General features: G+C 71.9%; 20 protein-coding genes and 1 tRNA gene. 11 read left to right on the top strand and 10 right to left on the bottom strand.

All coding sequences use genetic code 11. The annotated features are described in order from the left end of the window. Positions 1 to 11 precede the first annotated feature (11 nt). The 7 genes from ACFHYO_RS01205 to ACFHYO_RS01175 all read right to left on the bottom strand — a co-directional run bounded on the left by ACFHYO_RS01205 (position 12) and on the right by ACFHYO_RS01175 (position 8,517). Complete coding sequence (locus tag ACFHYO_RS01205) at positions 12 to 1,448, bottom strand: UDP-N-acetylmuramoyl-tripeptide--D-alanyl-D-alanine ligase (protein ID WP_394317757.1); 1,437 nt, start codon at positions 1,446 to 1,448, stop codon at positions 12 to 14. After that, a complete protein-coding gene (locus ACFHYO_RS01200; RefSeq protein WP_394317774.1) occupies positions 1,445 to 2,932 on the bottom strand; it encodes a UDP-N-acetylmuramoyl-L-alanyl-D-glutamate--2,6-diaminopimelate ligase in 1,488 nt (495 codons plus the stop codon). Before ACFHYO_RS01200 ends, ACFHYO_RS01205 begins: the two co-directional genes overlap by 4 nt. A gap of 10 nt (positions 2,933 to 2,942) precedes the next feature. Then, positions 2,943 to 4,745, bottom strand: a complete 1,803-nt coding sequence (locus tag ACFHYO_RS01195) for a peptidoglycan D,D-transpeptidase FtsI family protein (protein WP_036730722.1) — start codon at positions 4,743 to 4,745, stop codon at positions 2,943 to 2,945. Between the two features lie 5 nt (positions 4,746 to 4,750). Further along, positions 4,751 to 5,314 carry a cell division protein FtsL gene (gene ftsL / locus ACFHYO_RS01190; protein WP_394317755.1) on the bottom strand — a complete coding sequence of 188 codons (564 nt, stop codon included), beginning with the start codon at positions 5,312 to 5,314 and terminating at the stop codon, positions 4,751 to 4,753. Continuing rightward, positions 5,314 to 6,288 carry a 16S rRNA (cytosine(1402)-N(4))-methyltransferase RsmH gene (gene rsmH, locus ACFHYO_RS01185; protein WP_394317753.1) on the bottom strand — a complete coding sequence of 325 codons (975 nt, stop codon included), beginning with the start codon at positions 6,286 to 6,288 and terminating at the stop codon, positions 5,314 to 5,316. Before rsmH ends, ftsL begins: the two co-directional genes overlap by 1 nt. After that, positions 6,288 to 6,800: a division/cell wall cluster transcriptional repressor MraZ gene (gene mraZ, locus ACFHYO_RS01180; RefSeq protein WP_036701858.1), complete on the bottom strand. Its 513-nt coding sequence runs from the start codon at positions 6,798 to 6,800 to the stop codon at positions 6,288 to 6,290. The genes rsmH and mraZ overlap by 1 nt, the downstream gene beginning before the upstream one ends. Positions 6,801 to 7,413: 613 nt before the next feature. After that, a complete protein-coding gene (locus tag ACFHYO_RS01175) occupies positions 7,414 to 8,517 on the bottom strand; it encodes an Mrp/NBP35 family ATP-binding protein (protein ID WP_394317751.1) in 1,104 nt (367 codons plus the stop codon). A 667-nt stretch (positions 8,518 to 9,184) separates the two neighbouring features. Between ACFHYO_RS01175 and rlmJ the strand changes: the two genes are divergently transcribed. After that, on the top strand, positions 9,185 to 9,961 hold the full coding sequence (gene rlmJ, locus ACFHYO_RS01170) for a 23S rRNA (adenine(2030)-N(6))-methyltransferase RlmJ (protein ID WP_394317749.1): 777 nt from the start codon (positions 9,185 to 9,187) through the stop codon (positions 9,959 to 9,961). Here rlmJ and ACFHYO_RS01165 read toward each other — a convergent pair. From ACFHYO_RS01165 to ACFHYO_RS01155, 3 genes are read right to left on the bottom strand one after another with little or no spacing between them, the layout of a single operon-like run. Further along, complete coding sequence (locus ACFHYO_RS01165; RefSeq protein ID WP_394317747.1) at positions 9,946 to 10,350, bottom strand: GFA family protein; 405 nt, start codon at positions 10,348 to 10,350, stop codon at positions 9,946 to 9,948. The genes rlmJ and ACFHYO_RS01165 overlap by 16 nt on opposite strands. 50 nt (positions 10,351 to 10,400) lie before the next feature. Then, complete coding sequence (locus ACFHYO_RS01160) at positions 10,401 to 10,745, bottom strand: hypothetical protein (RefSeq protein WP_052171758.1); 345 nt, start codon at positions 10,743 to 10,745, stop codon at positions 10,401 to 10,403. Beyond that, complete coding sequence (locus ACFHYO_RS01155) at positions 10,742 to 11,677, bottom strand: DnaJ C-terminal domain-containing protein (protein ID WP_394317744.1); 936 nt, start codon at positions 11,675 to 11,677, stop codon at positions 10,742 to 10,744. Before ACFHYO_RS01155 ends, ACFHYO_RS01160 begins: the two co-directional genes overlap by 4 nt. A gap of 126 nt (positions 11,678 to 11,803) precedes the next feature. Between ACFHYO_RS01155 and ACFHYO_RS01150 the strand changes: the two genes are divergently transcribed. The 10 genes from ACFHYO_RS01150 (at position 11,804) to ACFHYO_RS01105 (ending at position 22,826) form a co-directional block, all read left to right on the top strand. Next, positions 11,804 to 12,196: a hypothetical protein gene (locus tag ACFHYO_RS01150; protein ID WP_394317742.1), complete on the top strand. Its 393-nt coding sequence runs from the start codon at positions 11,804 to 11,806 to the stop codon at positions 12,194 to 12,196. Positions 12,197 to 12,199: 3 nt separating this feature from the next. After that, positions 12,200 to 14,548 (top strand): 4Fe-4S binding protein, encoded by a 2,349-nt coding sequence (locus ACFHYO_RS01145; RefSeq protein WP_394317772.1) that lies wholly within the window; start codon positions 12,200 to 12,202, stop codon positions 14,546 to 14,548. Beyond that, the gene (nosZ, locus tag ACFHYO_RS01140) at positions 14,545 to 16,521 is read left to right on the top strand and encodes a TAT-dependent nitrous-oxide reductase (RefSeq protein WP_036730695.1); all 1,977 of its coding nucleotides are present in this window, start codon (positions 14,545 to 14,547) and stop codon (positions 16,519 to 16,521) included. Before ACFHYO_RS01145 ends, nosZ begins: the two co-directional genes overlap by 4 nt. A 2-nt stretch (positions 16,522 to 16,523) precedes the next feature. Beyond that, complete coding sequence (locus tag ACFHYO_RS01135; RefSeq protein WP_394317740.1) at positions 16,524 to 17,909, top strand: nitrous oxide reductase family maturation protein NosD; 1,386 nt, start codon at positions 16,524 to 16,526, stop codon at positions 17,907 to 17,909. Continuing rightward, positions 17,875 to 18,789, top strand: a complete 915-nt coding sequence (locus ACFHYO_RS01130; protein WP_394317738.1) for an ABC transporter ATP-binding protein — start codon at positions 17,875 to 17,877, stop codon at positions 18,787 to 18,789. The genes ACFHYO_RS01135 and ACFHYO_RS01130 overlap by 35 nt, the downstream gene beginning before the upstream one ends. Next, positions 18,786 to 19,604 carry an ABC transporter permease gene (locus tag ACFHYO_RS01125; protein ID WP_394317736.1) on the top strand — a complete coding sequence of 273 codons (819 nt, stop codon included), beginning with the start codon at positions 18,786 to 18,788 and terminating at the stop codon, positions 19,602 to 19,604. The genes ACFHYO_RS01130 and ACFHYO_RS01125 overlap by 4 nt, the downstream gene beginning before the upstream one ends. Then, positions 19,601 to 20,173 (top strand): nitrous oxide reductase accessory protein NosL, encoded by a 573-nt coding sequence (locus tag ACFHYO_RS01120; RefSeq protein ID WP_394317734.1) that lies wholly within the window; start codon positions 19,601 to 19,603, stop codon positions 20,171 to 20,173. The genes ACFHYO_RS01125 and ACFHYO_RS01120 overlap by 4 nt, the downstream gene beginning before the upstream one ends. Further along, entirely contained in the window at positions 20,170 to 21,135 is a 966-nt protein-coding gene (locus tag ACFHYO_RS01115) for an FAD:protein FMN transferase (RefSeq protein ID WP_394317732.1), read from the top strand. Before ACFHYO_RS01120 ends, ACFHYO_RS01115 begins: the two co-directional genes overlap by 4 nt. Positions 21,136 to 21,359: 224 nt before the next feature. Continuing rightward, a tRNA-Met gene (locus ACFHYO_RS01110) sits at positions 21,360 to 21,436 on the top strand. A 517-nt stretch (positions 21,437 to 21,953) separates the two neighbouring features. Next, positions 21,954 to 22,826, top strand: coding sequence for a putative selenate ABC transporter substrate-binding protein (locus ACFHYO_RS01105; RefSeq protein ID WP_394317730.1), 873 nt, complete (start codon positions 21,954 to 21,956; stop codon positions 22,824 to 22,826). Positions 22,827 to 22,830 lie beyond the last annotated feature (4 nt).

Genomic DNA, 22,830 nt, shown 5'->3' with positions numbered 1-22,830 from the left:
GGCGGGTCAGTTCAGCGTCGGGTCGGGATCGCGGCCGGGTCGGGCGGCGGGGCGTCGGGCGCGCCGTCGCCCGGGCGGTCCGGGGGCGCGCTCTGCCGGGATTTGCGCAGCGCGTCAACCACGCTTGCCACCCGCGACCCCTTGGAGCCCTTGACGAACACCACGTCGCCCGGCCGGGTCAGCTCGTCCACGCGGGCGATCAGCCCGGCGGCGTCCTCGGACCAGAGCCCGCGCCGGTCGGCGGGCAGCGCGTCCATCAGCGCCCGCATCCGCGGGCCGCAGGCATGGACCAGCGCAACCTCTTGCAATTGCGGGTAATCCGCGATGGCGGCGTGCAGCGTCAGCTCGTCGGCCCCGAGTTCGAGCATGTCGCCGAGGATCGCCACCCGGCGGCCCGGCGGCATCCCCGCGAGGGTGGCGAGACCGGCGGCGAGGCTCGCCGGGTTGGCGTTGTAGCTGTCGTCGATCAGCGTGATTTCGCCGATCCGCTCGACCCCGCCGCGACCCTTGTAGGGGCGCCAGTCGGCCAGCCCCTCGGCCGCGCGGCGCGGATCGGCGCCGAGCGCGGTGACGGCGGCGAGGACGCCAACCGCGTTCATCACGAAATGCGCCCCGACGGTGGCGAGGGTGAAATCGAGCGTCTCGCCCAGCACCCGCGCCCGCACCTGCGTCACGCCGTCCGCAGCCTTGGCGCTGACGGGCTTGGCCATGCCGTCGCGACCGAAGCCCACGACGATGGCGCCGGCCCGGTCGGCGGCGTCCCGCAGGATCCCGGTCACGCCCAGATCCTCGGGCAGGATGGCGTGGCCCGCGGGCTCGAGCCCCTCGAAGATGGACGCCTTTTCCACGGCGATGCCGTCGAGGCTGCCGAACGCCTCCATGTGCGCGGGCGCGACGGTGGTGATCATCGCCACGTGCGGGCGGGCCATGCGGGCGAGGGGCGCGATCTCGCCGGGGTGGTTCATCCCCAGTTCGAGAATGGCGAAATCGGTGTCGGCCGGCATCCGCGCCAGCGTCAGCGGCACGCCCCAGTGGTTGTTGAGGCTCGCCTCGGCGGCGTGGACGCGGCCCTGCGGGGCCAGCGCCGCGGCGGCCATGTCCTTGGTCGAGGTCTTGCCGACCGAGCCGGTGATGGCGAGCACCCGCGCCCGGCTCCGCGCCCGCGCCGCCCGGCCCAGCGCCTCGAGCGCCGGCACGACGTCGGCCACGACCAGCAGCGGCGCGTCCTCGGCCACCCCCTCGGGGATGCGGCTGACGAGCGCCGCGGCCGCGCCCTTCTCAAGCGCCTGGGCCACGAAGTCATGCCCGTCGCGGGCGTCCTTCAGGGCCACGAACAGATCGCCCGGGCGGATCGTGCGGGTGTCGATCGAGAGACCCTCGGCCACCCAATCGGTCGTCGCCCGGCCGCCGGTGGCGGCGGCGGCCTCGGCTGCGGTCCAGAGGCTCACAGCTTGCCATCCAGTGCCGCGACGGCGACCGAGGCCTGCTCGGCGTCGTCGAAGGGGAACACGTCGCTGCCCACGATCTGCCCCGTCTCGTGGCCCTTGCCGCAGATCAGCGCGGCGTCGCCGGGTTCCAGCCCGTCCACGGCGCGCAGGATCGCCTCGGCCCGGTCGCCGACCTCGGTCGCCTCGGGGCCGGCGCCGGCCATGACCTCCGCGCGGATCGCAGCCGGGTCCTCGGTCCGGGGGTTGTCGTCGGTGACATAGACCACGTCCGCGAACTGCCGCGCGGCCTCGCCCATCAGCGGGCGCTTGCCGCGGTCGCGGTCGCCGCCGGCGCCGATCACCGCGACGATGCGGCCCATGACGTGCGGGCGCAGCGATTGCAGCGCCGCGATCACCGCGCCGGGCTTGTGGGCGTAGTCCACGAAGACCGCCGCGCCGTTGTCGCGCTGCGCGGCCAGCTGCATCCGGCCGCGCACCGTGGTCAGCCCCGGCAGCGCCGCCAGCACCTGCGCCGGGTCCGCCTCGGTGGCGAGGCACAGGCCCGCCGCGCAGAGCACGTTCTCGGCCTGGAACCCGCCAATCAGCTCAAGCCGGACCATGTGGACCTGCCCGGCCAGCGAGAACCGCAGCTCCTGCCCGGTGGCGTCGTAGCGCTGGCCGAGGATGCGCAGGTCGCAGTCCTCGCCGCGGCCATAGGTGGTGACGCGCAGCCCGCGGGCGCGGGCGATGGCCTCGGCCTCGCGCCCGCGCGGCTCGTCGGTGCAGATCACCGCCGCCGCGCCGGGTTCGAGGATGTGGCTGAACAGCAGCGCCTTGGCGGCGAAATAGCTGTCGAAATCCTTGTGATAGTCGAGGTGGTCCTGGCTGAAGTTGGTGAACGCCCCCGCCGCGACCCGCACCCCGTCCAGCCGGCGCTGGTCGAGCCCGTGGGACGAGGCCTCCATCGCCGCATGGGTGACGCCGGCGGCCGCGGCCTCGGCCAGCACCCGGTGCAGCGTCACCGGCTCGGGCGTGGTGTGGGCGAGGCGGGCGGAATAGTCGCCCTCGACCCCCATCGTGCCGAGGCTGATCGCCTTGTGGCCCAGCGCGTGCCAGATCTGGCGGGTGAAGTTGGTGACCGAGGTCTTGCCCGAGGTGCCGGTGACCGCGACCACCGTCTCGGGCTGTGCGGCGAACCACAGCGCCGCCGCACCGGCCAGCGCGGCGCGGGCATCCTCGGCCACGACCAGTGCTGCGTCCGATCCCGCCAGCGCCTCGGCGGCGAGCGCCGCGCCCTCGCGGTCGGTCAGGATCGCCGCCGCGCCCTGGCGCAGCGCGAAGGGGATGAACTCGCCCCCGTGGGTGGCCGATCCGGGCAGCGCGGCGAACAGGTGCCCGTCGCGGACCTGGCGCGAATCGACCGAAATCCCCGTGATCGCGGGGTCGCGCCCGTCCGCCGCTCGCAGCCCCAGCCCCGTCAGTTTCTTCTCGCTCTGCACCCGCAGCCCCTTGAGGTTATCTCGACGAGACCCTTACGGCATCGCTGGCGCGAGGTCCAATCTCGGGCAGCGCCGCGCCCTCGGGCTTCAGCCCCAGCATCGGTGTCAGCCGCTGGATCAGCGCCGCCGCGACCGGGGCGGCGGTGGCGCCGGCGGTGCGCAGCTCGCCCCCGCCCGCCGCCGAGACCGACGGCTCGTCGAGCGAGACGACCAGAACATACTCGGGCTTGTCGGTCGGATAGATCGCCGCGAAGGTCGAGACGACGCGGCTCTTGAAATACCCGCCGCCGGGCTTGGGCTTGTCGGCGGTTCCGGTCTTGCCGCCCACCGAATAGCCGGTGACCTCGGCGGCCTTGGCCGTGCCGCGGGTCACCACCCCGCGCAGCAGGTCGCGCGACGCCGCCGCGGCCTGCGGCGACAGCACCTGCTCGCCCTGCACGGGCTGCTTGCGGTGGACCAGCGTGGGGCGCACCCGGCGCCCGTCGTTGGCCAGCGTCGCATAGGCCGAGGCGAGGTGCAGCGGGCTGGCCGCCAGCCCGTGCCCGAACGCCACCGTCGCCGCCGTCACCGCCGGCCAGCGGCGCGGCACCAGCGGCTTGCCGGTCGGCGCCTCGGTCATCTCGACCGGCGTCGGCTCGAAGAACCCGAGGTTCTTGAGGAACCGCTGCTGGCGCTCGGCCCCCAGCATCTGCGCCACCCGCACCGTCCCCACGTTCGAGGACTTGGCGATGATGTCGCGCACTGACAGCTGGCCGCCGTAGTTGTGGAAGTCGTGGATCAGGTACTTGCCGATCTTCATCGGCGAGTTGGCATTGATCATCGTGTTGGCGTTGACCAGCTTTTCGTCGATCGCCTGCGCCACCGGGAAGATCTTGAAGGTCGAGCCGAGCTCGTACTGCCCCTGCACCGCCCGGTTGAAGAGCGGGCTGTCCGAGGGATCGCCCTTGAGCAGCGGGCGCGGCCGGTCGTTGGGGTCGAAGTCCGGCAGGCTCGCCATGGCGATGATCTCGCCCGACTTCACCTCCATCAGGATGCCGGTCGCGCCCTTGGCGGACATGACCTTCATGCCGTTGGCCAGCACCTCCTCCATCGCCGCCTGGGCGGTCAGATCGATGGAAAGCTGCAGCGGCGCGCCGCCGTTCGCGGGGTCGCGCAGCCAGCCGTCGAAGGCCTTTTCCACCCCGGCCATGCCCAGCACCTCGGCCGAGCTCACGCCCTCGTTGCCGAACTGCGAGCCGCCGAGGATGTGGCTGGCCAACCGCCCGTTGGGGTAAAGCCGCATCTCGCGCGGGCCGAACACCAGCCCCGGCTCGCCGATGTCGTGGACGGCCTGCATCTGCTCGGGGCTGATCTTCTTCTTGATCCAGACGAACTTGCGCTCACCCGTCAGGTCGGCCCTGAGGCGCTTGGCGTCGAGGTCGGGGAAGATCTTCGCCAGCTTCGCCGCCGCCGTCTCGGGGTCCACGAGGTCGCGCGGGTGGGCATAGAGCGCGTGGGTCGAGAGGTTCGTGGCCAGCACCCGGCCGCGGCGGTCCACGATGTCGGCGCGTTGCGACATGATCTGCGCGCCCGAGGTCTGGGCGCGCGGCTCGACCGGCTGGCTCGAGGCGAGGGTGCCCATCTTGACCCCCACGGTGCCGAAGGCGAGCACGAAGCCCAGCACCATCCAGCGCAGCCGCCCCTCGGCCCGGCGCCGCGCGCGGTCCTGGATCTCGGCGTGGCGACGGGCGCGCAGCTCGGCCTCGATCTCGTCGGGGTCCTGGCCCTTCTGGCGGGCCGAGAGGATGCGGGCGAGCGGGCGAAGGGGGGTGCGGATCATCGGCGTCACTCCTCGGTCTCGGCGGGGTCGGCGGCAGGGTCGGTGGCGGGGTCGTCGGCGGTGGTCACGGCGGCGTCGGCCGGCGGCTCGGCCTCGTCCATCGGCTCGGCGTCAGGGGGTTCGGGTTCGGCAGCTTCGGCGTCAGCGGTCGGCGCGGCCGCGGCCCCGTCCACCGCCGGGCGGCGCGGGCGGGGCGGCGGGGCGCCGCGGTTTTGCGAGGGCACCGGATCAAGCAGATCCTCGCCCGCCACCGCGTCGGCCGCGCCCGCCGCCACGGCGTTCGGGTCGGGGTAATCCACGTTGCGGGCGTTGCCGAACTGCGTCGCCTGCACCGGACCGAGCCGCAGCCGGTCGAAGTTCATGTCCACCAGCGCCCGCAGCCGGTCGGGGCGGTTCAGATAGGCCCACTCGGCCCTGAGCACCCCCAGATCGTCGCGCAGCCGGGCGATCTCGTTCTGGACCGCCTGCATCTCGTCGATCTGGGCCTGGGTGCGGTAGTTCTCGCGGTAGGCCCAGAACGCCAGCCCCATCACCGCCAGCACCGTCATCAGATAGACCAGCGCCCGCATCAGCCCGCCCCCGGCAGGGCCGGCAGCCCCAGCGCGGCCGGATCGGCGCGGCCCGCGGGCGCGTCGGTGCGCACGGCCACGCGCAGGAAGGCCGAGCGGGCGCGGGGGTTCTCGGCCAGCTCGGCCTCGTCGGCGCCGATGGCGCGGCGGAACGGCAGGGTAAAGGCGGCGGCGCCGTGGACCACCTCGGGCGCGTAGCGGCTGCCACCGCCGGCGGCGTTGGCGCGGGACTGCATGAAGCGCTTGACGATCCGGTCCTCGAGCGAGTGGAAGCTGACCACCGCCAGCCGCCCGCCGTGGGCCAGGGCACGCTCGGCGGCAGCGAGGCCCGCGACGAGCTGGCCGAACTCGTCGTTCACCCAGATGCGGATCGCCTGGAAGCTGCGGGTGGCGGGGTGGCTCTGCCCGGGCTTCGGGCGCGGCAGGCAGGACTGCACCACCTCGGCGAGTTGCCCGGTGGTGGTCAGCGGCCGCGCGGCGACGATGGCGCGGGCGATGCGGCGGGCGGCGCGCTCTTCCCCGTAATGATAGAGGACGTCGGCGATCAGCGCCTCGTCGGCGGTATTGAGCAGGTCGGCCGCGCTGTCGCCGTCCTGCGCCATCCGCATGTCGAGCGGCCCGTCGCGCAGGAACGAGAACCCGCGCTCGGGCTGGTCGAGCTGCATCGAGCTCACGCCGAGGTCCAGCACCACCCCGTCCACCGGCCCGCCGGCGAGGGCGTCGAGGTCCGAGAACGTCCCCTGCACCAGCCGCAGCCGGTCGCCATAGTCGCCAGCCCAGGCCCGCGCCATGTCGAACACCGCCGGATCGCGGTCGATACCGATCACCTGCGCCGCGCCCGCGTCAAGAAGGCCGCGCGCATAGCCGCCGGCGCCGAAGGTGCCGTCCACCCAGACGCCCGACACGGGCGCGACCGCGGCCAGCAACGGGCGCAGCAGCACCGGGACGTGCGGCCCCTCGGCCGGCCCCGCCATCAGACGGCCGCCTCGGCGCCCGGGGGCGGGGGCAGCAGCGACAGGGGATCGGCGCCGGGTTCGAGCGCAGGCATCGCCGCGGCGATGGCGGCGAGGTCGGCCTCGTGGGTCTCGGGCGTCGAGAGTTTCAGATAGTCGCCCTGGGCGAGGAAGAAGCAGCGGTCGTCGAGCCCGATCTTCTCGCGCAGCCGCTGCGGCAGGACGAGGCGGCCGTCGGCGTCGATCTCGGCCTCTTCCGACAGGCCGTTCATCAGCGTCTCGAGAAAGCTGCGCTCGGCCGAGCCGCGGGCCATGCGGCTGATCGCGGCGTCGATCTCGTCGATCGCCTCGACGGTGTACAGCCGCAGGCTGGTCCAGTCGGTGAAGCCATAGACGACGATGAGCTGGGCGCGCTTGCGGGCCTCGAAATCGGGGTCGGCGGATTCGAAGACGCGGCGAAACCGGGCGGGGATCGAGATGCGCCCCTTGGCGTCGACCTTGACCTCCTCCGAGCCTCTGAACCTGCGTGCCACGGCCCGCGTCCTTCCACTGTCCCTGCCCCAGATTGAGAAAGGGCGGATCGGGCCGCTGCCACTGCCCGATCCGCCGCCCTCGTCCCATCTCTGGGCCCCGAAGTTTCGGGGATCGCCCGGCTTTTTCGCGCCACCTGGGGGAGGTGCTGCTCGCGCGCGGCCAGGTCGGTTCACGGATGGCGGGGTGCCTGTATGAAGCCTGCCTTGGCTGGGGTCTTGCTGCCCCTTGTCAGCCCGTCGTCCGTAGGCAGAGGGATGGCATGGGAAAGCATGGGAAGCAACGGTTTTGTTCGCCCCCGTCGCGGGCGATCACGCGCGCGTCAGCCGGAACACGCCGGGAACATTCGGGTGGTCGGGGGTGGAGCGCAACAGATATTGAAGCTGCAAGCGCAGCGTTCAACTAGATGTTGTGGCGGTTTTGGTGTGGCAGAATAGTGGCAGGTTTTCCCAGACCGACAGAAATCGGCCCGCCCAAGGCGCCCTGCCCGCCAACTAGCGACCCAGCCCACGCCCGGATCACGGCCTCTCACGCGGCCGCGATTCGCCGGCCGGGCGGCGCGGTGGCCGCGCCGTCCCAGGCTTTCCCAGCGGTCTTTCCCGTGTTTTCCCGGCCTCAGGCCATCCCGCCCTGCACCAGCCGGTCGGCCAGCCGCGCATAGGCGTCGGCCACCGGCCCGGCCGCCAGCGCCGCGGGCTGGCCCGAATCGCCGCCCAGCCGCACCGACAGGTCGAGCGGAATCTCACCCAGGAACGGCAGCCCGCGGGCCTGCGCCTCGGCCGCGACGCCGCCGTGGCCGAACAGATGCGCCTCATGCCCGCAGTTCGGGCAGACATAGGCGCTCATGTTCTCGACCAGCCCCAGCACCGGGGTCTTGAGCTTGGCGAACATGTCGATGGCCCGGCGGGCGTCGATCAGCGCCACGTCCTGCGGGGTCGAAACGATGATCGCGCCCGTCACCGGCGCCTTCTGGCACAGGCTCAGCTGCACATCGCCGGTCCCCGGCGGCAGGTCCACCAGCAGCACGTCGAGATCGCCCCACTCGACCTGGTTCAGCATCTGCTGCAGCGCGCCCATCAGCATCGGGCCGCGCCAGACGACCGCCTCGCCGTCCTTCATCATCAGCCCCAGCGACATCATGGTGACGCCGTGGGCACGGACGGGAATGATCCGGTCGCCCTCGCTGCGGGGCCGTTCCGAGACACCGAGCATCCGCGGCTGGCTGGGGCCGTAGATGTCGGCATCGAGCACGCCGACCCGCCGCCCGGCGCGGGCCAGCGCCACGGCGAGGTTGGTCGTCAGCGTGGACTTGCCGACCCCGCCCTTGCCCGAGCCGATGGCGACGATCCGGGCCACGCCGGGGATCGCCTGCGGCCCGGCCTGCGGGGTCGGGTGGCGGCCGATGGTCAGGCTGGGCGGGGCACCCGCCCCTGCGGCCCCCGCCGGGCCCGAGCGCGCCGCGACCTGCGGCCGCGCCCCGGCCGGGGCGGTGGTGACGATGCTCACCCGCGGCACCCCGAGCGCGGTCAGCCGCCGCTCGGCGTCGGCGCGGGCGGGGTCGAGGGCGCGAGCGAACTCGGCGTCGGGCGCTTCGATCACGAAGCGGACCTCGTCGTCCGAGATCGTCAGCGCCCGGATCATGTCGGCCTCGGCCAGGGTCCGGCCGCCGGGAATCGGCACCTGCGCCAGTTCCCGCATCACCTCGTCGCGCGTCGCCATGTCCGGTTTCCTCTGTCGCTTGTCAGACCCGATATAGGCGGGCACCGATTCGACGACCAGTGCCGAGCGCCGGGGCGGCCTAAGAGAGGACGCGACCCCCGCCCGATGCCGCTGCGCAGCATTAGATGCCCCGCGCGGGCACGGACGTTGCGTCAAACACATGATATTTGGATGACAAGTCCCATTTATTAATCTTTGGGCGCATTTTTTGCGCTAAATATGAGCGATTCTTCGCCGGTTCCGTTCGCAGTCATGCATATAGTGCATATCTGTTAGCGCCAGATGGCCATTGTGCGTTCGCAGCATACGGGCCAGATTGTCTGCAAGGAACACGAGCCGACCTCCTCCCCGGCAGATGTTCCGAATGCAGCCGGACCCCTCCTCCTCCCTGGGTTCGCGTTGTCGGCGGCGACCCCTCTCCTCCTCCCCGGGGTCGCCGCTTCCCTTCCCGTCGGGTCAGCGCGGGAACGAGATACGGCGGCCCTTCCTCCTCCCCGGGCCGGACGTGGCGATGGCGACCGACCTCCTCCCCGGTTCCATCGCAACGGATACGCGGCCCTCCTCCTCCCCGGGCCAGCGTTGTGCGGCGGCGCCCTCCTCCCTGGGCGCCGCCGCTTTTCATTTCCAACCCTTTCCTTCGACGGCCGTGCGGATTACCCCCGATCCCATGTTGTCCTATCAGCACGCCTATCACGCCGGGAACCTGGCCGACGTGCACAAGCACGCGCTGCTGGCCGTGGCGCTGGCGCGGATGGTCGAGAAGCCGAAGCCCCTGAGCTACCTCGAGACCCACGCCGGCCGCGGCCTCTATGACCTCGGCGCCCCCGAGGCGCGACGGACGGGCGAGGCCGCGGCCGGGATCACCCGCGCGCTAGCCGAGGGCTGGCTGCCCGAGGGCCACCCGCTGCGCACGGCGCTGCAGGCGGTCCGGGCGGCGCACGGGCCCGACGCCTATCCCGGTTCGCCGTTGGTGGCCGGGGCGCTGCTGCGGCCGGGCGACCGCGCGCATCTGGCCGAGCTGCACCCGGCCGAGTTCGCGGCGCTTCAGGCGGTGGCGGGGTTCGCCGACCTGCGCCATGAGGACGGCTTCGCCATGGCCAACGCGGCTCTGCCGCCGACCCCGCGGCGGGGGCTGCTGCTCATCGACCCGAGCTATGAGGTCAAGGCCGACTATGACCGCCTGCCGGGCTGGATCGGGCGCATGGCGGGCAAGTGGAACGTCGGCGTGATCGCGCTCTGGTATCCGATCCTCGCGGACGCCCGCCACCGGCGGATGGCCGAGGCGCTGGCCGCCGCCCACCCCGAGGCGCTGCGCTCCGAGGTGCGGTTTCCGCCTGCGCAGCCGGGGCACGGGATGATCGGGTCGGGGATGGTGGTGCTGAACCCGCCGTTCGGGCTCGAGGTCGAGGCGGCGCGGCTCGCGGCGCTTTACGCCGGGCTGTAGCGCAGCCGGCCGGCCTCGCGCGACACGCCGCTGTCGGCCGGGTGCGCCTCGCCGTCCATCACCGGCAGGTCGAGGAAATCGAACGGCGACACCCCGTCGAGGCAGGCCGCGTTCACCGCCAACTGACCGGGGACCGAGCGGCGCGCGTGGTGGGTGGCAATGCCGCAGACCCCGAAGAACCAGTGCCGCGCCGTGCCGGTGTTGAAGCGGTAGTCGCGCAGGCTCTCGCCCGAGATCAGCGTGAAGCCGCCGTCGGCGACGGTGACCGCGACGGTTTCCTTCATCCGGCAGAAGGAGCAGGTGCAGCGCCGCGCGGGCCGCAGCCCGTCCGCGAGCCGCACCCGGAACCGCACCGCGCCGCAGTGGCATCCGCCCTCGGCCTCGGTCATCGCCGGGTCGGGGCCCCCGGTCGCGCAGCGTGACGTTCACCGTGCGGCGCTCAGCGTTCGATCACGACCACGCGGGCGATCACCTCGCGCAGGCGGGCCCGGGTCTCGGGCGGCTCTTCGGCGAGCGCGCCCAGCACCGCGCGCATGTCGCCGCGCATCCCGTTCAGCTGGTCGATCAGCGACAGCACAAGCCGCAGCGCCTCGTCGTGCAGCTCGAACGCCTCGTCGAGGTCGAGCGCCAGCCGCAGCCGCGCCGCGTCGATGTCGGCAAAGCGCGGCTCGGCGTCGGCCTTGAGCGGGCGCACCACGCCGGCCTCGGTCAGCGCCGCGAGGCGGTCGGCGGAGAGTTCGGGTATCAGCGCGAGCAGTTCCTCGCGCGACATCGAGCGGCTCATCGTCCCCTCCCCTTGTCGGCGCGCGGGTCGTAGGGATGGGCCTCGTGCCAGCGCCGGATGAAGCTCTCGAGCTCGTCGTCGATCACCGGCGGGAGCATGATCCGCAGCTCGACATACTGGTCGCCGCGCTTGCCGCCCTCGCCCTTCAGCCCGCGGCCGCGCAGCCTGAGCTTGCGCCCGGACGAGGCGCCCGCGGGCACCGTCAGCTTCACCGGCCCGTCCAACGTCTCGGCCTCGACCTTGGCGCCCAGCACCGCCTCGTCGAGCGAGATCGGCAGGATGGTGATCACGTCGTCGCCGTCGCGCCGCCAGTCCGGGTGGTCGGCCACCGTGACCTGCAGCAGCGCGTCGCCCGCGGCGCCGCCGCCCATCCCCGCGCCGCCCTTGCCGCGCAGCCGGATGGTCTGGCCGTCGCGTGTCCCGGCCGGGATCGCCACGTCCAGCATGTTGCCGTCGGGCAGCGTGATCCGCGTCGTGCCGCCGCGCGCGGCGGTCAGGAAATCGACCTCGAGCGTATAGCGGTGGTCCTGCCCGCGCATGTCGAAGCTGCGCGCGCCCCCGCCGCCCCGGCGCCCGGCCCGCGCGCCGCCGACGCCATCGCCGAAGAGGTCGGCGAACACGTCCGAGAAATCGCCGTAATGCGCCTGCTCGCGGTAGGGGTTGCCCTGCGCCTCGGCGAAGTCGCGGTAGTAGCGGCGCTGCGGCCGCTCCTGCCCCTGGGCGTCGATCTCGCCCCGGTCGAAGCGGGCGCGCTGCTCGGGGTCCTTGAGCAGGTCATAGGCGGCCAAGGCGGCCTTGAAGCGCTCCTGCGCGGCCGGGTCGTCGTTCAGGTCCGGGTGGTCGGACTTGGCGATCTTGCGATAGGCCTTCTTCAGCTCGGCCTCGGTCGCCGTCCGCGAAACGCCCAGCGCGGCATAGGGGTCGTCGGCCATCCGTTGTCCTCTTTCCCGTCATGGCCCGAACGCAGCCGGGCCCCTGTCGTTTCCCTGCCCCGTGACGCGCCGCAAGGCAAGCGCGGGGTGCAGCGCGGCGTCGCGCCGGGGCGCTTGACTGATGTCATGGCAGCGACGGGTGCGGGGCGTATCACCCGGGCCATGTTCCGGGCCATCCTGACATTTCTTGCCGTCTGCGCGCTGAGCCTCGCCCCCGTGGCGACGCTCGCCCAGCCGATGCGCGGCGAGGGCGTCGCGGTCGTGCTGTGCGCCGAGGCTGGCGCGGTCACGGTGGTGATCGGGCCGGACGGACAGCCCGAGCCCGCCCGCGCCCCCGCCTGCCGGCATTGCCCCGACTGCCTGCCGCAGCCGCAACCGGTGGCGGGTCACTTCCCCCCGCCCGCGCCCGAACGCGGCGCGGAGTTCGTCCGGCTTGGCCGGTCCCTGACGCGCGCCCAGCCCGTGCCGGGCCGCGAAGCACAACCCTTCCCCGCGCGAGGCCCCCCGAGGGTGATCTGAATGATGCGTCTTGTCCGTACCCTTTCGCTTCTCTGCCTCGCGCTGGTCCTGCTGATGCCGCAGCCGGGCCGCGCCCAGACGACCCCGGGCGCGCCGGCCCCGGCGGCTGCGGCGGTCAACACCGCCGCCTCGCATCTGGTGCAGCTTCTGCCCGACCTCGCCCCCGGCGACATCGTGCCGGGCGCCGACGGTTTCGGGCCGATCCGGCCCGACCTCGCGGTGGCGCCGGTGATGCGCGGCGCCGAGCAGCTCGGCTGGGTCTACATCACCTCGGATTTCGTCGGCACCACCGGCTATTCCGGCAAGCCGATCCACACCGCCGTGGCGGTGGACGCGGACGCCAAGGTGCTGGGCGTGCGTCTGGTGAAGCATTCCGAGCCCATCGTCCTGATCGGCATCCCGAACGAGAAGATCCAGGAGATGGCGGCGGGCTACGTCGGCCTCGACCTGCGGGCCGAGGCGCAGGCCGGGGGCTCGGCCCACAAGCTCAACATCATCTCGGGCGCGACGGTCACGGTCATGGTGATCGACGATTCGATCGTCCGCTCGGGCCTGCACGTCGCCCGCGCGCTGGGGCTGGGCGGTCTGGGAACCGCGCCCGCGCAGACCGCCGCTGCCGCGGGCCCGGTGATGGAGCTGAACCCCGACGCGAAGGCCGCCACCGACTGGGCGACGCTCGAGGGGGACGGCACCGTGCGCCGGCTGGCCATCGACGTGGCGACGGTCAACCAGACCTTCGCCAACCACGCCGACCCCCGCGCACGCGAGCGCCCGCTGACCGAGCCGCCCGAGACGAGCTTCATCGACCTGCGGCTGGCGCTGGTCAGCGAGCCTTCCATCGCCCGCGCGCTTCTGGGCGAACAGGGCGCCAAGAACCTCGCTGAATGGCTCAAGCCCGGCGAGCACGCGATCATGGTGCTCGGCAACGGGCTCTATTCCTTCAAGGGCTCGGGCTATGTCCGCGGCGGCATCTTCGACCGCATCCAGCTGATGCAGGGCGACAGCTCGGTGCGCTTCCGCGACCGCCAGCACCGGCGGATGAACGCGCTGGCCGCCGAGGGCGCGCCGAAGTTCACCGAGATGGACCTGTTCAAGATCCCCGCCGACGCGGGCTTCGACCCCGCGAAGCCGTTCCGACTGCAACTGCTCGTGTTCCGGCAGGTGGCGGCGATCGACAAGGCCTTCACCACCTTCGAGATGGATTACCAACTGCCCGCCGCCTATCTGCGCGCGGCCCCGCAGCCCGCCGCCGCCGCCCCTGCCCCGGCCCCTGCCGCGACGGCACCCGACGCCGCCCCCGCGCCCGCCGCGCAGGGCCAGGCCACCACGCCGCTCGCCGCCGCGCCGCCGGCCGAGGTCATGGCCCAGGCGGCGAATGCCGAGGCCGACGCCCAGGCCCAGCTCTGGAAGCGCATCTGGGAGGCGAAGACCCCGCAGATCGCCGCGCTGCTGGTGATGCTGGGGGTGCTGACGCTCGCCTTCTTCTTCCAGGACTACCTGTCGCGCTCGGCCCGCGCGGTGGCGGTGTTCCGCTATGCGTTCCTGACCGTCACGCTGGTCTGGCTCGGCTGGATGATGAACGCCCAGCTTTCGGTGGTGAACATCCTCGCGCTGTTCAACTCGCTCACCAACGGCTTCTCGTGGCAGGCGTTCCTGCTCGATCCGCTGACCTTCATCCTGTGGTTCGCGGTGGCGGCGGCGCTGATCTTCTGGGGCCGCGGCGCCTATTGCGGCTGGCTCTGCCCCTTCGGCGCGCTGCAGGAGCTGACGAACCACGCAGCCCGCCGCCTGGGTGTGCCGCAATGGCGCCTGCCGTGGGGGCTGCACGAGCGGCTGTGGCCGGTCAAGTACATGATCTTCCTCGGTCTCTTCGCGGTCTCGCTGATGAGCCTCGACCGCGCCGAACATCTGGCCGAGGTCGAGCCGTTCAAGACCGCGATCATCCTCAAGTTCGTGCGCGAGTGGCCCTTCGTCCTTTACGCCGCTTGGCTGCTGGTCATGGGGCTGTTCGTCGAACGCTTCTACTGCCGCTATCTCTGCCCGCTGGGGGCGGGGCTGGCGATCCCGGCGCGGATCCGCATGTTCGACTGGCTGAAACGCTATCGGGAATGCGGCAACCCCTGCCAGACCTGCGGGGTCGAATGCATGGTCCAGGCCATCCATCCGACCGGGCAGATCAACCCGAACGAGTGCCTGAACTGCATGCATTGCCAGGTGCTCTACCACTCGAAAGAGAAATGCCCGGTCGTCCAGCGCACGCTGAAACGCCGGGAAACCGCTTCGGCCAGCGCGGCATCGCTGGACCGGATCCTGAACCATCCCAACATCAAGGCAAAAGGGGAACTGACATGAGCGAGACCAACGGCATCAGCCGCCGCGGCCTTCTGGGCGCCACGGCCGGCGTGGGGGGGCTGGCGGCCCTCGGCGGGGCCGGCGCGGCGCGGCTGGGACTGATGGGCGGCGCGGGCGCCGCGGCGCTGGCCACCGCCTCGGCGACCCCGGCCGCGGCGCAGGCCCCGGCCGAGGGCGCGACGCCGTGGATCCTGCATCCGGGCGAGCTGGACAGCTATTACGGGTTCTGGTCGTCCGGGCAGACCGGCGAGGTGCGCATCCTCGGCATCCCCTCGATGCGCGAGCTGATGCGGATCCCGGTGTTCAACCGCTGCTCGGCCACCGGCTGGGGGCAGACCAACGAATCGCTCAAGGTGCTGACCGAGACGATGACCGACAAGACCCGCGCCTACCTGGCCGCGCAGGGCAAGAAGGTCCACGACAACGGCGACCTGCACCACGTCCACATGAGCTATACGGACGGCACCTACGACGGCAAATACCTGTTCATGAACGACAAGGCGAACACCCGCGTGGCGCGGGTCCGCTGCGACGTGATGAAGTGCGACAAGATCCTTGAAATCCCGAACGCCAAGGGGATCCACGGGATGCGTCCGCAGAAGGTCCCCTCGTCCAAATACCTCTTCTGCAACGGCGAGGACGAGGCGCCGATGGTCAACGACGGCTCGGTGCTGGACGATCCGTCGAAATACATCAACTTCTTCAGCGCCGTGGACACCGAAACGATGACGGTGGCCTGGCAGGTGATCGTGTCGGGCAACCTCGACAACTGCGACGCCGACTATGAGGGCAAGTACGCCTTCTCGACCTCGTACAACTCGGAAATGGGCGTGAACTCGGCCGAGATGATGGAGAGCGAGCTGGACCACGTCGTGGTCTTCAACCTTGAGGCCATCGAGGCCGCCATCGCCGCCGGCGACTATGAAGAGGTGCAGGGCGTCAAGGTTCTGGACGGACGCAAGGAAAACGCGGCCAAGAAGCTGACCCGCTACATCCCGATCCCGTCGAACCCGCATGGCTGCAACATGGCGCCCGACAAGAAGCACCTGTGCATCGGCGGCAAGCTGTCGCCCACGGTCAGCGTGATCGACGTGACGAAACTGGCCGACGTGTTCGAGGACAAGGCCGAGCCCGCGTCGGTCATCGTCGCCCAGCCCGAGGTCGGGCTTGGTCCGCTGCACACCGCCTTTGACGGCAAGGGCAACGCCTTCACGACGCTGTTCCTCGACAGCCAGGTGGTCAAGTGGAACATCGAGGACGCCATCAAGGCCCACAACGGCGAACAGGTGGACCCGATCCGGCAGAAGCTGGACGTGCACTACCAGCCGGGCCACCTGAAGACCTCGATGGGCGAGACGCTGGACGCGGACGGCCGCTGGATGGTCTGTCTGTCCAAGTTCTCCAAGGACCGCTTCATCAACGTCGGCCCGCTGAAGCCGGAAAACGACCAGCTGATCGACATCTCGGGCGACGAGATGAAGCTGGTCCATGACGGCCCGAACTTTGCCGAGCCCCATGACGCCATCGCCGTCCGCGCCGACATCATGTCGAACATCAAGTCGGTGTGGGACCGCAACGACCCGTTCTGGGCCGACACCCGCAAGCAGGCCGAGGCGGACGGCATCAACCTCGACGAATGGACCGACCAGGTGATCCGCGACAAGGACGACCCCAAGAAGGTGCGGGTCTACATGTCCAGCCAGGCGCCGAACTTCAGCCTCGAGAAGTTCACCGTCAAGGAAGGCGACGAGGTGACGGTCATCGTCACCAACCTCGACGATCTGGACGACCTGACCCACGGCTTCACCTTGGGCAACCACGGCGTGGCGATGGAGATCGCGCCGCAGGCCACCGCGTCGGTCACCTTCACGGCGGCGATGCCGGGGGTCTACTGGTACTATTGCCAGTGGTTCTGCCACGCCCTGCACATGGAGATGCGCGGCCGGATGCTGGTCGAGCCGAAGACCGCCTGACCATGCGCCACGCCCTCGCCCCCCTGCTCGCGCTCGCCCTCGCGCTCGTGCTGCCCGGCCCCGGCCGCGCGGCCGAGCGCGCGGTGGCGCTGGGCGCGGGGGCGCTCGCGGCGGCCATCGCGGCCGCCCTGTCGCCGGGCCGCCATGACGGCCCGGTGACGCTCGACAAGCCGCTGAGGCTGCAGGGCCCCGGCACCGCGCCGGTGACCGGCCCCGCCGGCGCCGCGCCGCTTGAGACGCGCGCCCCCGACCCCGCCACCGAGGCGGTGATCGACGCGCACGGCACCGGCTCTGTCATCACCATCACCGCGCCCGACGCGGTGGTGCGCGGGCTGACGCTCACCGGGTCCGGGTCGTCGCACCAGGACATCGACAGCGGCGTGCAGGTGAAGAAGGGCGGCGACCGGGCGGTGGTCGAGGGCAACCGGATCGTCGGCAACCTCTACGGCGTCGACGTCCACGGCGGCCAGGACGTCACCGTGCGCGGCAACCTGATCGAGGGCCGCCGCGACCGGCGCATGAACGACCGCGGCAACGGGGTCTATGTCTGGACCTCGCCCGGGCTCGTGGTGGACGGCAACGTGATCGACTGGGGCCGCGACGGCATCTACGTCACCATCGGCCGCAAGCTGACCTTCACCCGCAACCGCTTCACCAACCTGCGCTTCGCGGTCCACTACATGTACGCCCACGACAGCACCATCGCGGGCAATGTCTCGCTCTCGAACCACCTCGGCTATGCGCTGATGTATTCCGAGCGGCTCAAGGTGCAGGGCAACGTCAGCCTGAACGACCGCGCGCAGGGGCTGATGTTCAACTACACCAACAACTCGGACGTGACCGGCAACCTGATCCGCGGGGCGGAAAAGGGCGTCTTCGTCTACAACTCGCACCGCAACATCATCGCCGGCAACCGCTTCGAGGGCTGCGAGATCGGCATCCACTTCACCGCCGGGTCCGAGAAGAACGCCATCACCGGCAACGGCTTCCTGGGCAACCGGACGCAGGTGAAATACGTGGGCACCCGGGATGTGGAGTGGAGCCTCGAGGGTCGCGGCAACTACTGGTCGGACCATGCGAACTTCGACCTGAACGGCGACGGGATCGCCGACAGCCGGTTCCGGCCCAACGACCTGATGGACCACGTGCTGTGGTCCCAGCCCGCGGCGGCGCTGCTGACCGGCTCGCCGGTGGTGCAGCTCGTGCGCTACAGCCAGTCGAGCTTTCCCGCGACCCTGCCCGGCGGGGTGGTGGACAGCTTCCCCCTGATGGCGCCGCCCGCAATCGCGCTTTCGCCCGAGATCGAGACCGCCGCCGCCGCGGCCAAGGCCGCCCGCGCGGCCCAAGGACAAGATGATGAGCAGCTTGACCCTCTCACGGCTCACTAGGCGCTTCGGCGCGGTGACCGCCCTCAATAACGTGACGCTTGAGGTCGCGCCCGGCGAGCGGGTGGCGCTTCTGGGCCACAACGGCGCGGGCAAGTCCACGCTGATGAAGATCGTGCTGGGGCTGATCCCCGCGACCTCGGGCGAGGTGCGGGTGCTGGGCGCCGCGCCGGGCAGCGCCGCGGCCCGCGAGGGCACGGCCTACCTGCCCGAGAACGTGGCCTTCCACCCGGCGCTGACCGGGCGCGAGCAGATCAGCGCCTATCTGGCGCTGCGGCGCGAGCCGGCGCGGCTGGCGGGCGACCTGCTCGCCCGGGTGGGGCTGGCCGACGCCGCCGACCGCCGGATCGGCACCTATTCCAAGGGGATGCGGCAGCGCGTGGGCCTGGCCCAGGCGCTGATCGGGCACCCGCGGCTGCTGGTGCTGGACGAGCCGACCTCGGGCCTCGACCCGGTCTCGCGGCGCGAGTTCTACGCCCTCCTCGACGAGCTGGCGGCGGGCGGCACGGCCGTGCTGCTGTCCTCTCACGCGCTGACCGAGGTCGAGGCGCGCACCGACCGCATGGCGATCCTCGCGCACGGGCGCCTGGTGGCGCTGGGCGCGATGGAGGCGCTGCGGGCCGAGGCCGACCTGCCGGTGGTCTTCCTGCTCACCCCCGCCCCGGGGCACGAGGACGCGCTGGCCCGCGCCTTCCCCGAGGCCGAGCGCAGCCCCGGCGCGCTGCGGCTGGCGGTGCCGCGGGCCGGCAAGCTCGCCGCGCTGGCCCGGGTGGGCGCGGCGCAGGCGAGGCTCGCCGACGTGGACATCCAGCCGCCGAGCCTCGAGGACATCTACGCCCGCATCAGCCGCCGCGATCTGCCCGCGCAGGAGGTCGCCGCATGACCCGCATCCTCGCCCTCGCCCGCGTCGAGCTGCGCATCGCCGCCCGCAACCGCTGGGTGCTGATCGCCGTGGCGCTCATGGGCCTGTTCTCGCTGGCGCTGGCGGCCGCGGGCTCGGCCCCCTCGGGCGCGCTCGGCGCCGACCGGCTGTCGGTGGTGGTAGCGTCCCTCACCAGCCTCGCCGTCTATCTCGTGCCGCTGGTCGCGCTGCTCATGTCCTTCGACGCCGTGGCAGGCGAGGTCGAGCGCGGCACCCTGCCGCTCTTGCTGACCTATCCGGTCACCCGCGCTCAGGTGCTGGCGGGCAAGTTCCTCGCCCATCTGGCGATCCTGACGCTGGCGATCGCCGTGGGCTACGGCCTCGCCGCCGCCGCTGCGCGACTGGGTGACGCCGGCGCCGCGCGGGGGGTGCCGGCGCTGATCCGGCTCGGCTGGACCTCGGTGCTGCTCGGGGCCTCGTTCCTCGGCGCGGGCTACCTCGCCTCGGCGCTCTCGCGCCGGCCGTCGGGCGCGGCGGGGATGGCGATCGGGATCTGGCTGGTCGCGGTGGTCCTTTACGACCTCGCGCTGCTGGGCCTCATCGTGTCGCAGGGCGGCGAGGCGCTGGGGCGCGCGCTGCCGGCGCTGCTGCTGGCCAACCCCGCCGACGCCTTCCGCCTCTACAACCTCGGCGCCAGCGAGGCGACTGCCGCCGCCGCGGGCCTTGGCGGGGCGGCGGCGACCATCCCGCTGTGGCAGGCGCTGGCCTCGCTGGTGCTCTGGCCGCTGGTCACGCTGGGCCTCGCCACCGCCGCCTTCCGCCGGGTGACGCCGTGAGGGCCGCGCGCACCCTCGCGCTGATCCTCGTGCTCGCCGCCTGCCGCGAGGAGACCGTGGCCCGCCCCGATCCGGTCCCGATGACCGCCGAGGCGGTGGGGCATTTCTGCCAGATGAACCTGCTCGAGCATCCGGGCCCCAAGGCGCAGGTGCATCTCAAGGGCATGACCCATCCGCTGTTCTTCAGCCAGGTGCGCGACGCCGCCGCCTTCCGCCTGCTGCCCGAGCAGGAGGGCGAGATCACCGCGGTCTACGTCAGCGACATGGCCGCCGCCCCGTGGGAGGCGCCGGGCGCGATGAACTGGATCGACGCGGAGGCGGCCTTCTACGTCACGGGCTCGGACCAGGCGGGGGGCATGGGCACGCCCGAGCTGATCCCCTTCGGGACCGAGGCCGCCGCGCGCGACTTTGCCGGCCGCCACGGCGGAAGCGTGGCGCGGCTCGGCGCCATCCCGGCCGAGGTGGTGCTGGCCCCCGACGGCCCCGCCGGCACCAGCGAGACCCAGGACGACAGCGATTTCGCCGCGCGCCTCAAGGCGCTGTCGGCCGAGCAGGAGAAACAGCCATGACCCTCAGCCGCCGCCGCTTCATCACCATCGCCGCGCTGGGCGCGCTCGCCCCCGCTGCGGGGCACGCGCTGGGCGCGGGGGGTGCGGGCGCGCAGGGCGCGATCGGGCAAGGCGCGCTGCGGGTCACCGACTGGCGCGGCATCGCGCTGGGCGCCGAGGCGCGGCTGATCCTCGCCCATCCCGACGCCGACCGGCTGGTGGCGGCGGCGCTGGACGAACTGGCGCGGCTCGAGCGCATCTTCAGCCTCTACCGGACGGATTCCGAACTCGCGCGGCTCAACCGCGAGGGGGCGCTGTCGGCGCCCTCGACCGAGATGGTCGAGCTGCTGACGCTGGCCGGGGTGGTCCACGGGGCGACAGAGGGCGCCTTCGATCCGACCGTGCAGCCGGTCTGGGCGGCCCACGCGACCGCCGCCGCCGCCGGGCGCGCCGTCACCGACGCCGAGCGCCGCGCGGCGCTGGCCCTGACCGGGTGGGAGGGGGTGGAGGTCACCCCAGCCCGCGTGGCGCTGGCCCGCCCCGGCATGGCCCTGACGCTCAACGGCATCGCGCAGGGGTTCATCACCGACCGGGTGGCGGCGCGACTGGGGGCGCTGGGGCTGACCGACGTGCTTTGCGAGATGGGCGAGATCACCGCCCGCGGCGCGGCGCCCGAAGGCGGGCCGTGGCCGGTGCAGCTCAGCAACGGCCGCGCCCTGCCCCTCAGCGGCCGCGCGGTGGCCAGCTCTGCCCCGCGCGCCACGGTCTTCGACCCCGAGGGGCGGCTGGGCCACATCATCGATCCGCGGAGCGGCCTGCCCTCGGGCCAAGCCCTGTCGCTGGTCTCGGTCTCGGCGCCTTCCGCCGCGCTGGCCGACTCGCTCTCGACCGCGGGCTGCCTGCTCGGGCCGGAGGGGCTGGCGCGGGCTGTGGCCGGCTTTGACGGGGTGCGGATCGAGGCGTGCGACCCGCTGCCGGCGTGACTCTTTTGACGCCGCACGGGTGACCGCGCGTCGCGGGGAGAGAAGGCTTTTTCTGGCCGAAATACCCCGGCCCGGAGGCGCTCACGGGTGCCGCGCCGGGGCAACGGCGGCGCGTCCCGACCGCCTTGCCCGCCGCCCCATCAACGGCCATTCACCCCCGCGATTTGCGCTTGACGACCCGCGCCCCCTCGCCTAAATCCCCGGCACCCGAACGGGCACGTTGGGGCGGAGTAGCTCAGCTGGTTAGAGCAGAGGAATCATAATCCTTGTGTCGGGGGTTCAAATCCCTCCTCCGCTACCATCCCTTCCAGGACGCCTGAGATCGCGCGCCACGCCGCGCCCCTGCAGTCCTGACGCACCGACCAATCCTTGCATCACGTCCTGAGCGATTGCCGGACGGACCGCGCGGCGCGCGTCGTTCTTCATATCTTATTGGCCCAGGCACGGCCCTCTGCACCGTGCCATCATCGCTGTTCGGGCCGAGGGATAACGTCTCGCGCACTCATCCTGCCGTTCGAATCCCAGCTTCTGAACCGCCGTGGCCCAAGATGCCGCGCGCACGTCAGGCAAGTTGATCCTGAACACGTAAGCCCCTGACCCTCGCAGACACCCGCGCGCCCACCCCATGCCCCCGCGTCGCCGATTGCGTTCCCCGGCGCGGATGCTAAACCGGACGGGCTGACGAGCCGATGCGCCGTGCGCGCTCCCTCAGATGGCCCTTCGGGGCACTCGTGTGCCATCGGCACGCGGGGGGACGCCACGGCGTCCCGGACCTGTCGTCGGCCCTGCATCTTCGGTCCATCCTCACGCCAAGGGTCATGTCCATGAACCTCATGCGCCGCCTCACGGCCGCCGTCTTCGTCCTGCTGGCCGGGCTGCTGCCCGCCGCCGCCACCGACACGCTGTATTTCTCGGCCATCCCCGACGAGGACGAGACTGCGCTCGTTACCCGCTTCACCAAGGTCGCGGAATATCTCGAGGCCCAGCTCGGGGTGCCGGTCCGCTTCGTCCCGGTGAAATCCTACCCCGCCGCCGTCACCGCCTTCCGCAACGATCAGGTGCAGCTGGCGTGGTTCGGCGGGCTGTCCGGCGTGCAGGCGCGCCTCGCCGTGCCGGGCGCCCGCGCCATCGCGCAGGGCACCGAGGACCGCGCCTTCGTCACCTATTTCATCGCCCACGAATCGACCGGCCTGACCGAAAGCGACGCCTTCCCGCAGGCCGCGCGGGGGATGAGCTTCACCTTCGGCGCCAAGACCTCGACCTCGGGCCGGCTCATGCCCGAGTATCACATCCGCGAGGCGACGGGCGAAGCCCCCGAGGCCTTCTTCAGCCGCGTGGGCTTTTCGGGCGACCACAGCCAGACGCTGCGGCAGGTCGCCTCGGGCGCGTGGCAGGTGGGGGCGCTGAACTTCGCCGTCTATGACAAGGCCGTGGCCGAGAACGCCCCCGAGATCGCCACCACCCGGATCATCTGGCGCACGCCCTCCTATCCCGACTACAACTGGACCATCCGCGGCGACGTGGATGCGCGCTGGGGCGCGGGCTTCGCCGACAAGGTCCAGGCCGCGCTGGTGGGCATGACCGATCCCGATCTGCTGGCCAGCTTCCCGCGCGAGGGCTTCATCCCCGCCGCGAACGCCGACTATGCCCCGATCGAGACCATCGCCCGGCAGCTCGACCTGATCGAGTGACCCC

The organism is Paracoccus panacisoli (genome assembly GCF_042435015.1).
In the GTDB taxonomy this organism is placed as follows: domain Bacteria; phylum Pseudomonadota; class Alphaproteobacteria; order Rhodobacterales; family Rhodobacteraceae; genus Paracoccus; species Paracoccus panacisoli.
The sequence above is the reverse complement of the archived record's forward strand: the minus strand, read 5'-3'. Positions and strand labels throughout refer to the sequence as shown.

Excerpts from the sequence above, each read along its gene's own strand:
- rlmJ (WP_394317749.1), top strand. The coding sequence starts at position 9,185 with ATGTTGTCCTATCAGCACGCCTATCACGCCGGGAACCTGGCCGACGTG.
- ACFHYO_RS01105 (WP_394317730.1), top strand. The coding sequence starts at position 21,954 with ATGTCCATGAACCTCATGCGCCGCCTCACGGCCGCCGTCTTCGTCCTG.
- ACFHYO_RS01130 (WP_394317738.1), top strand. The coding sequence starts at position 17,875 with ATGATGAGCAGCTTGACCCTCTCACGGCTCACTAGGCGCTTCGGCGCG.
- ACFHYO_RS01175 (WP_394317751.1), bottom strand. The coding sequence starts at position 8,517 with ATGGCGACGCGCGACGAGGTGATGCGGGAACTGGCGCAGGTGCCGATT.
- ACFHYO_RS01165 (WP_394317747.1), bottom strand. The coding sequence starts at position 10,350 with ATGACCGAGGCCGAGGGCGGATGCCACTGCGGCGCGGTGCGGTTCCGG.
- ACFHYO_RS01160 (WP_052171758.1), bottom strand. The coding sequence starts at position 10,745 with ATGAGCCGCTCGATGTCGCGCGAGGAACTGCTCGCGCTGATACCCGAA.
- ACFHYO_RS01135 (WP_394317740.1), top strand. The coding sequence starts at position 16,524 with ATGCGCCACGCCCTCGCCCCCCTGCTCGCGCTCGCCCTCGCGCTCGTG.
- ACFHYO_RS01145 (WP_394317772.1), top strand. The coding sequence starts at position 12,200 with ATGCGTCTTGTCCGTACCCTTTCGCTTCTCTGCCTCGCGCTGGTCCTG.
- nosZ (WP_036730695.1), top strand. The coding sequence starts at position 14,545 with ATGAGCGAGACCAACGGCATCAGCCGCCGCGGCCTTCTGGGCGCCACG.
- ACFHYO_RS01115 (WP_394317732.1), top strand. The coding sequence starts at position 20,170 with ATGACCCTCAGCCGCCGCCGCTTCATCACCATCGCCGCGCTGGGCGCG.
- ftsL (WP_394317755.1), bottom strand. The coding sequence starts at position 5,314 with ATGCGGGCGCTGGTCTATCTGATGACGGTGCTGGCGGTGATGGGGCTG.
- ACFHYO_RS01195 (WP_036730722.1), bottom strand. The coding sequence starts at position 4,745 with ATGATCCGCACCCCCCTTCGCCCGCTCGCCCGCATCCTCTCGGCCCGC.
- ACFHYO_RS01150 (WP_394317742.1), top strand. The coding sequence starts at position 11,804 with ATGGCAGCGACGGGTGCGGGGCGTATCACCCGGGCCATGTTCCGGGCC.
- ACFHYO_RS01125 (WP_394317736.1), top strand. The coding sequence starts at position 18,786 with ATGACCCGCATCCTCGCCCTCGCCCGCGTCGAGCTGCGCATCGCCGCC.
- ACFHYO_RS01155 (WP_394317744.1), bottom strand. The coding sequence starts at position 11,677 with ATGGCCGACGACCCCTATGCCGCGCTGGGCGTTTCGCGGACGGCGACC.
- rsmH (WP_394317753.1), bottom strand. The coding sequence starts at position 6,288 with ATGGCGGGGCCGGCCGAGGGGCCGCACGTCCCGGTGCTGCTGCGCCCG.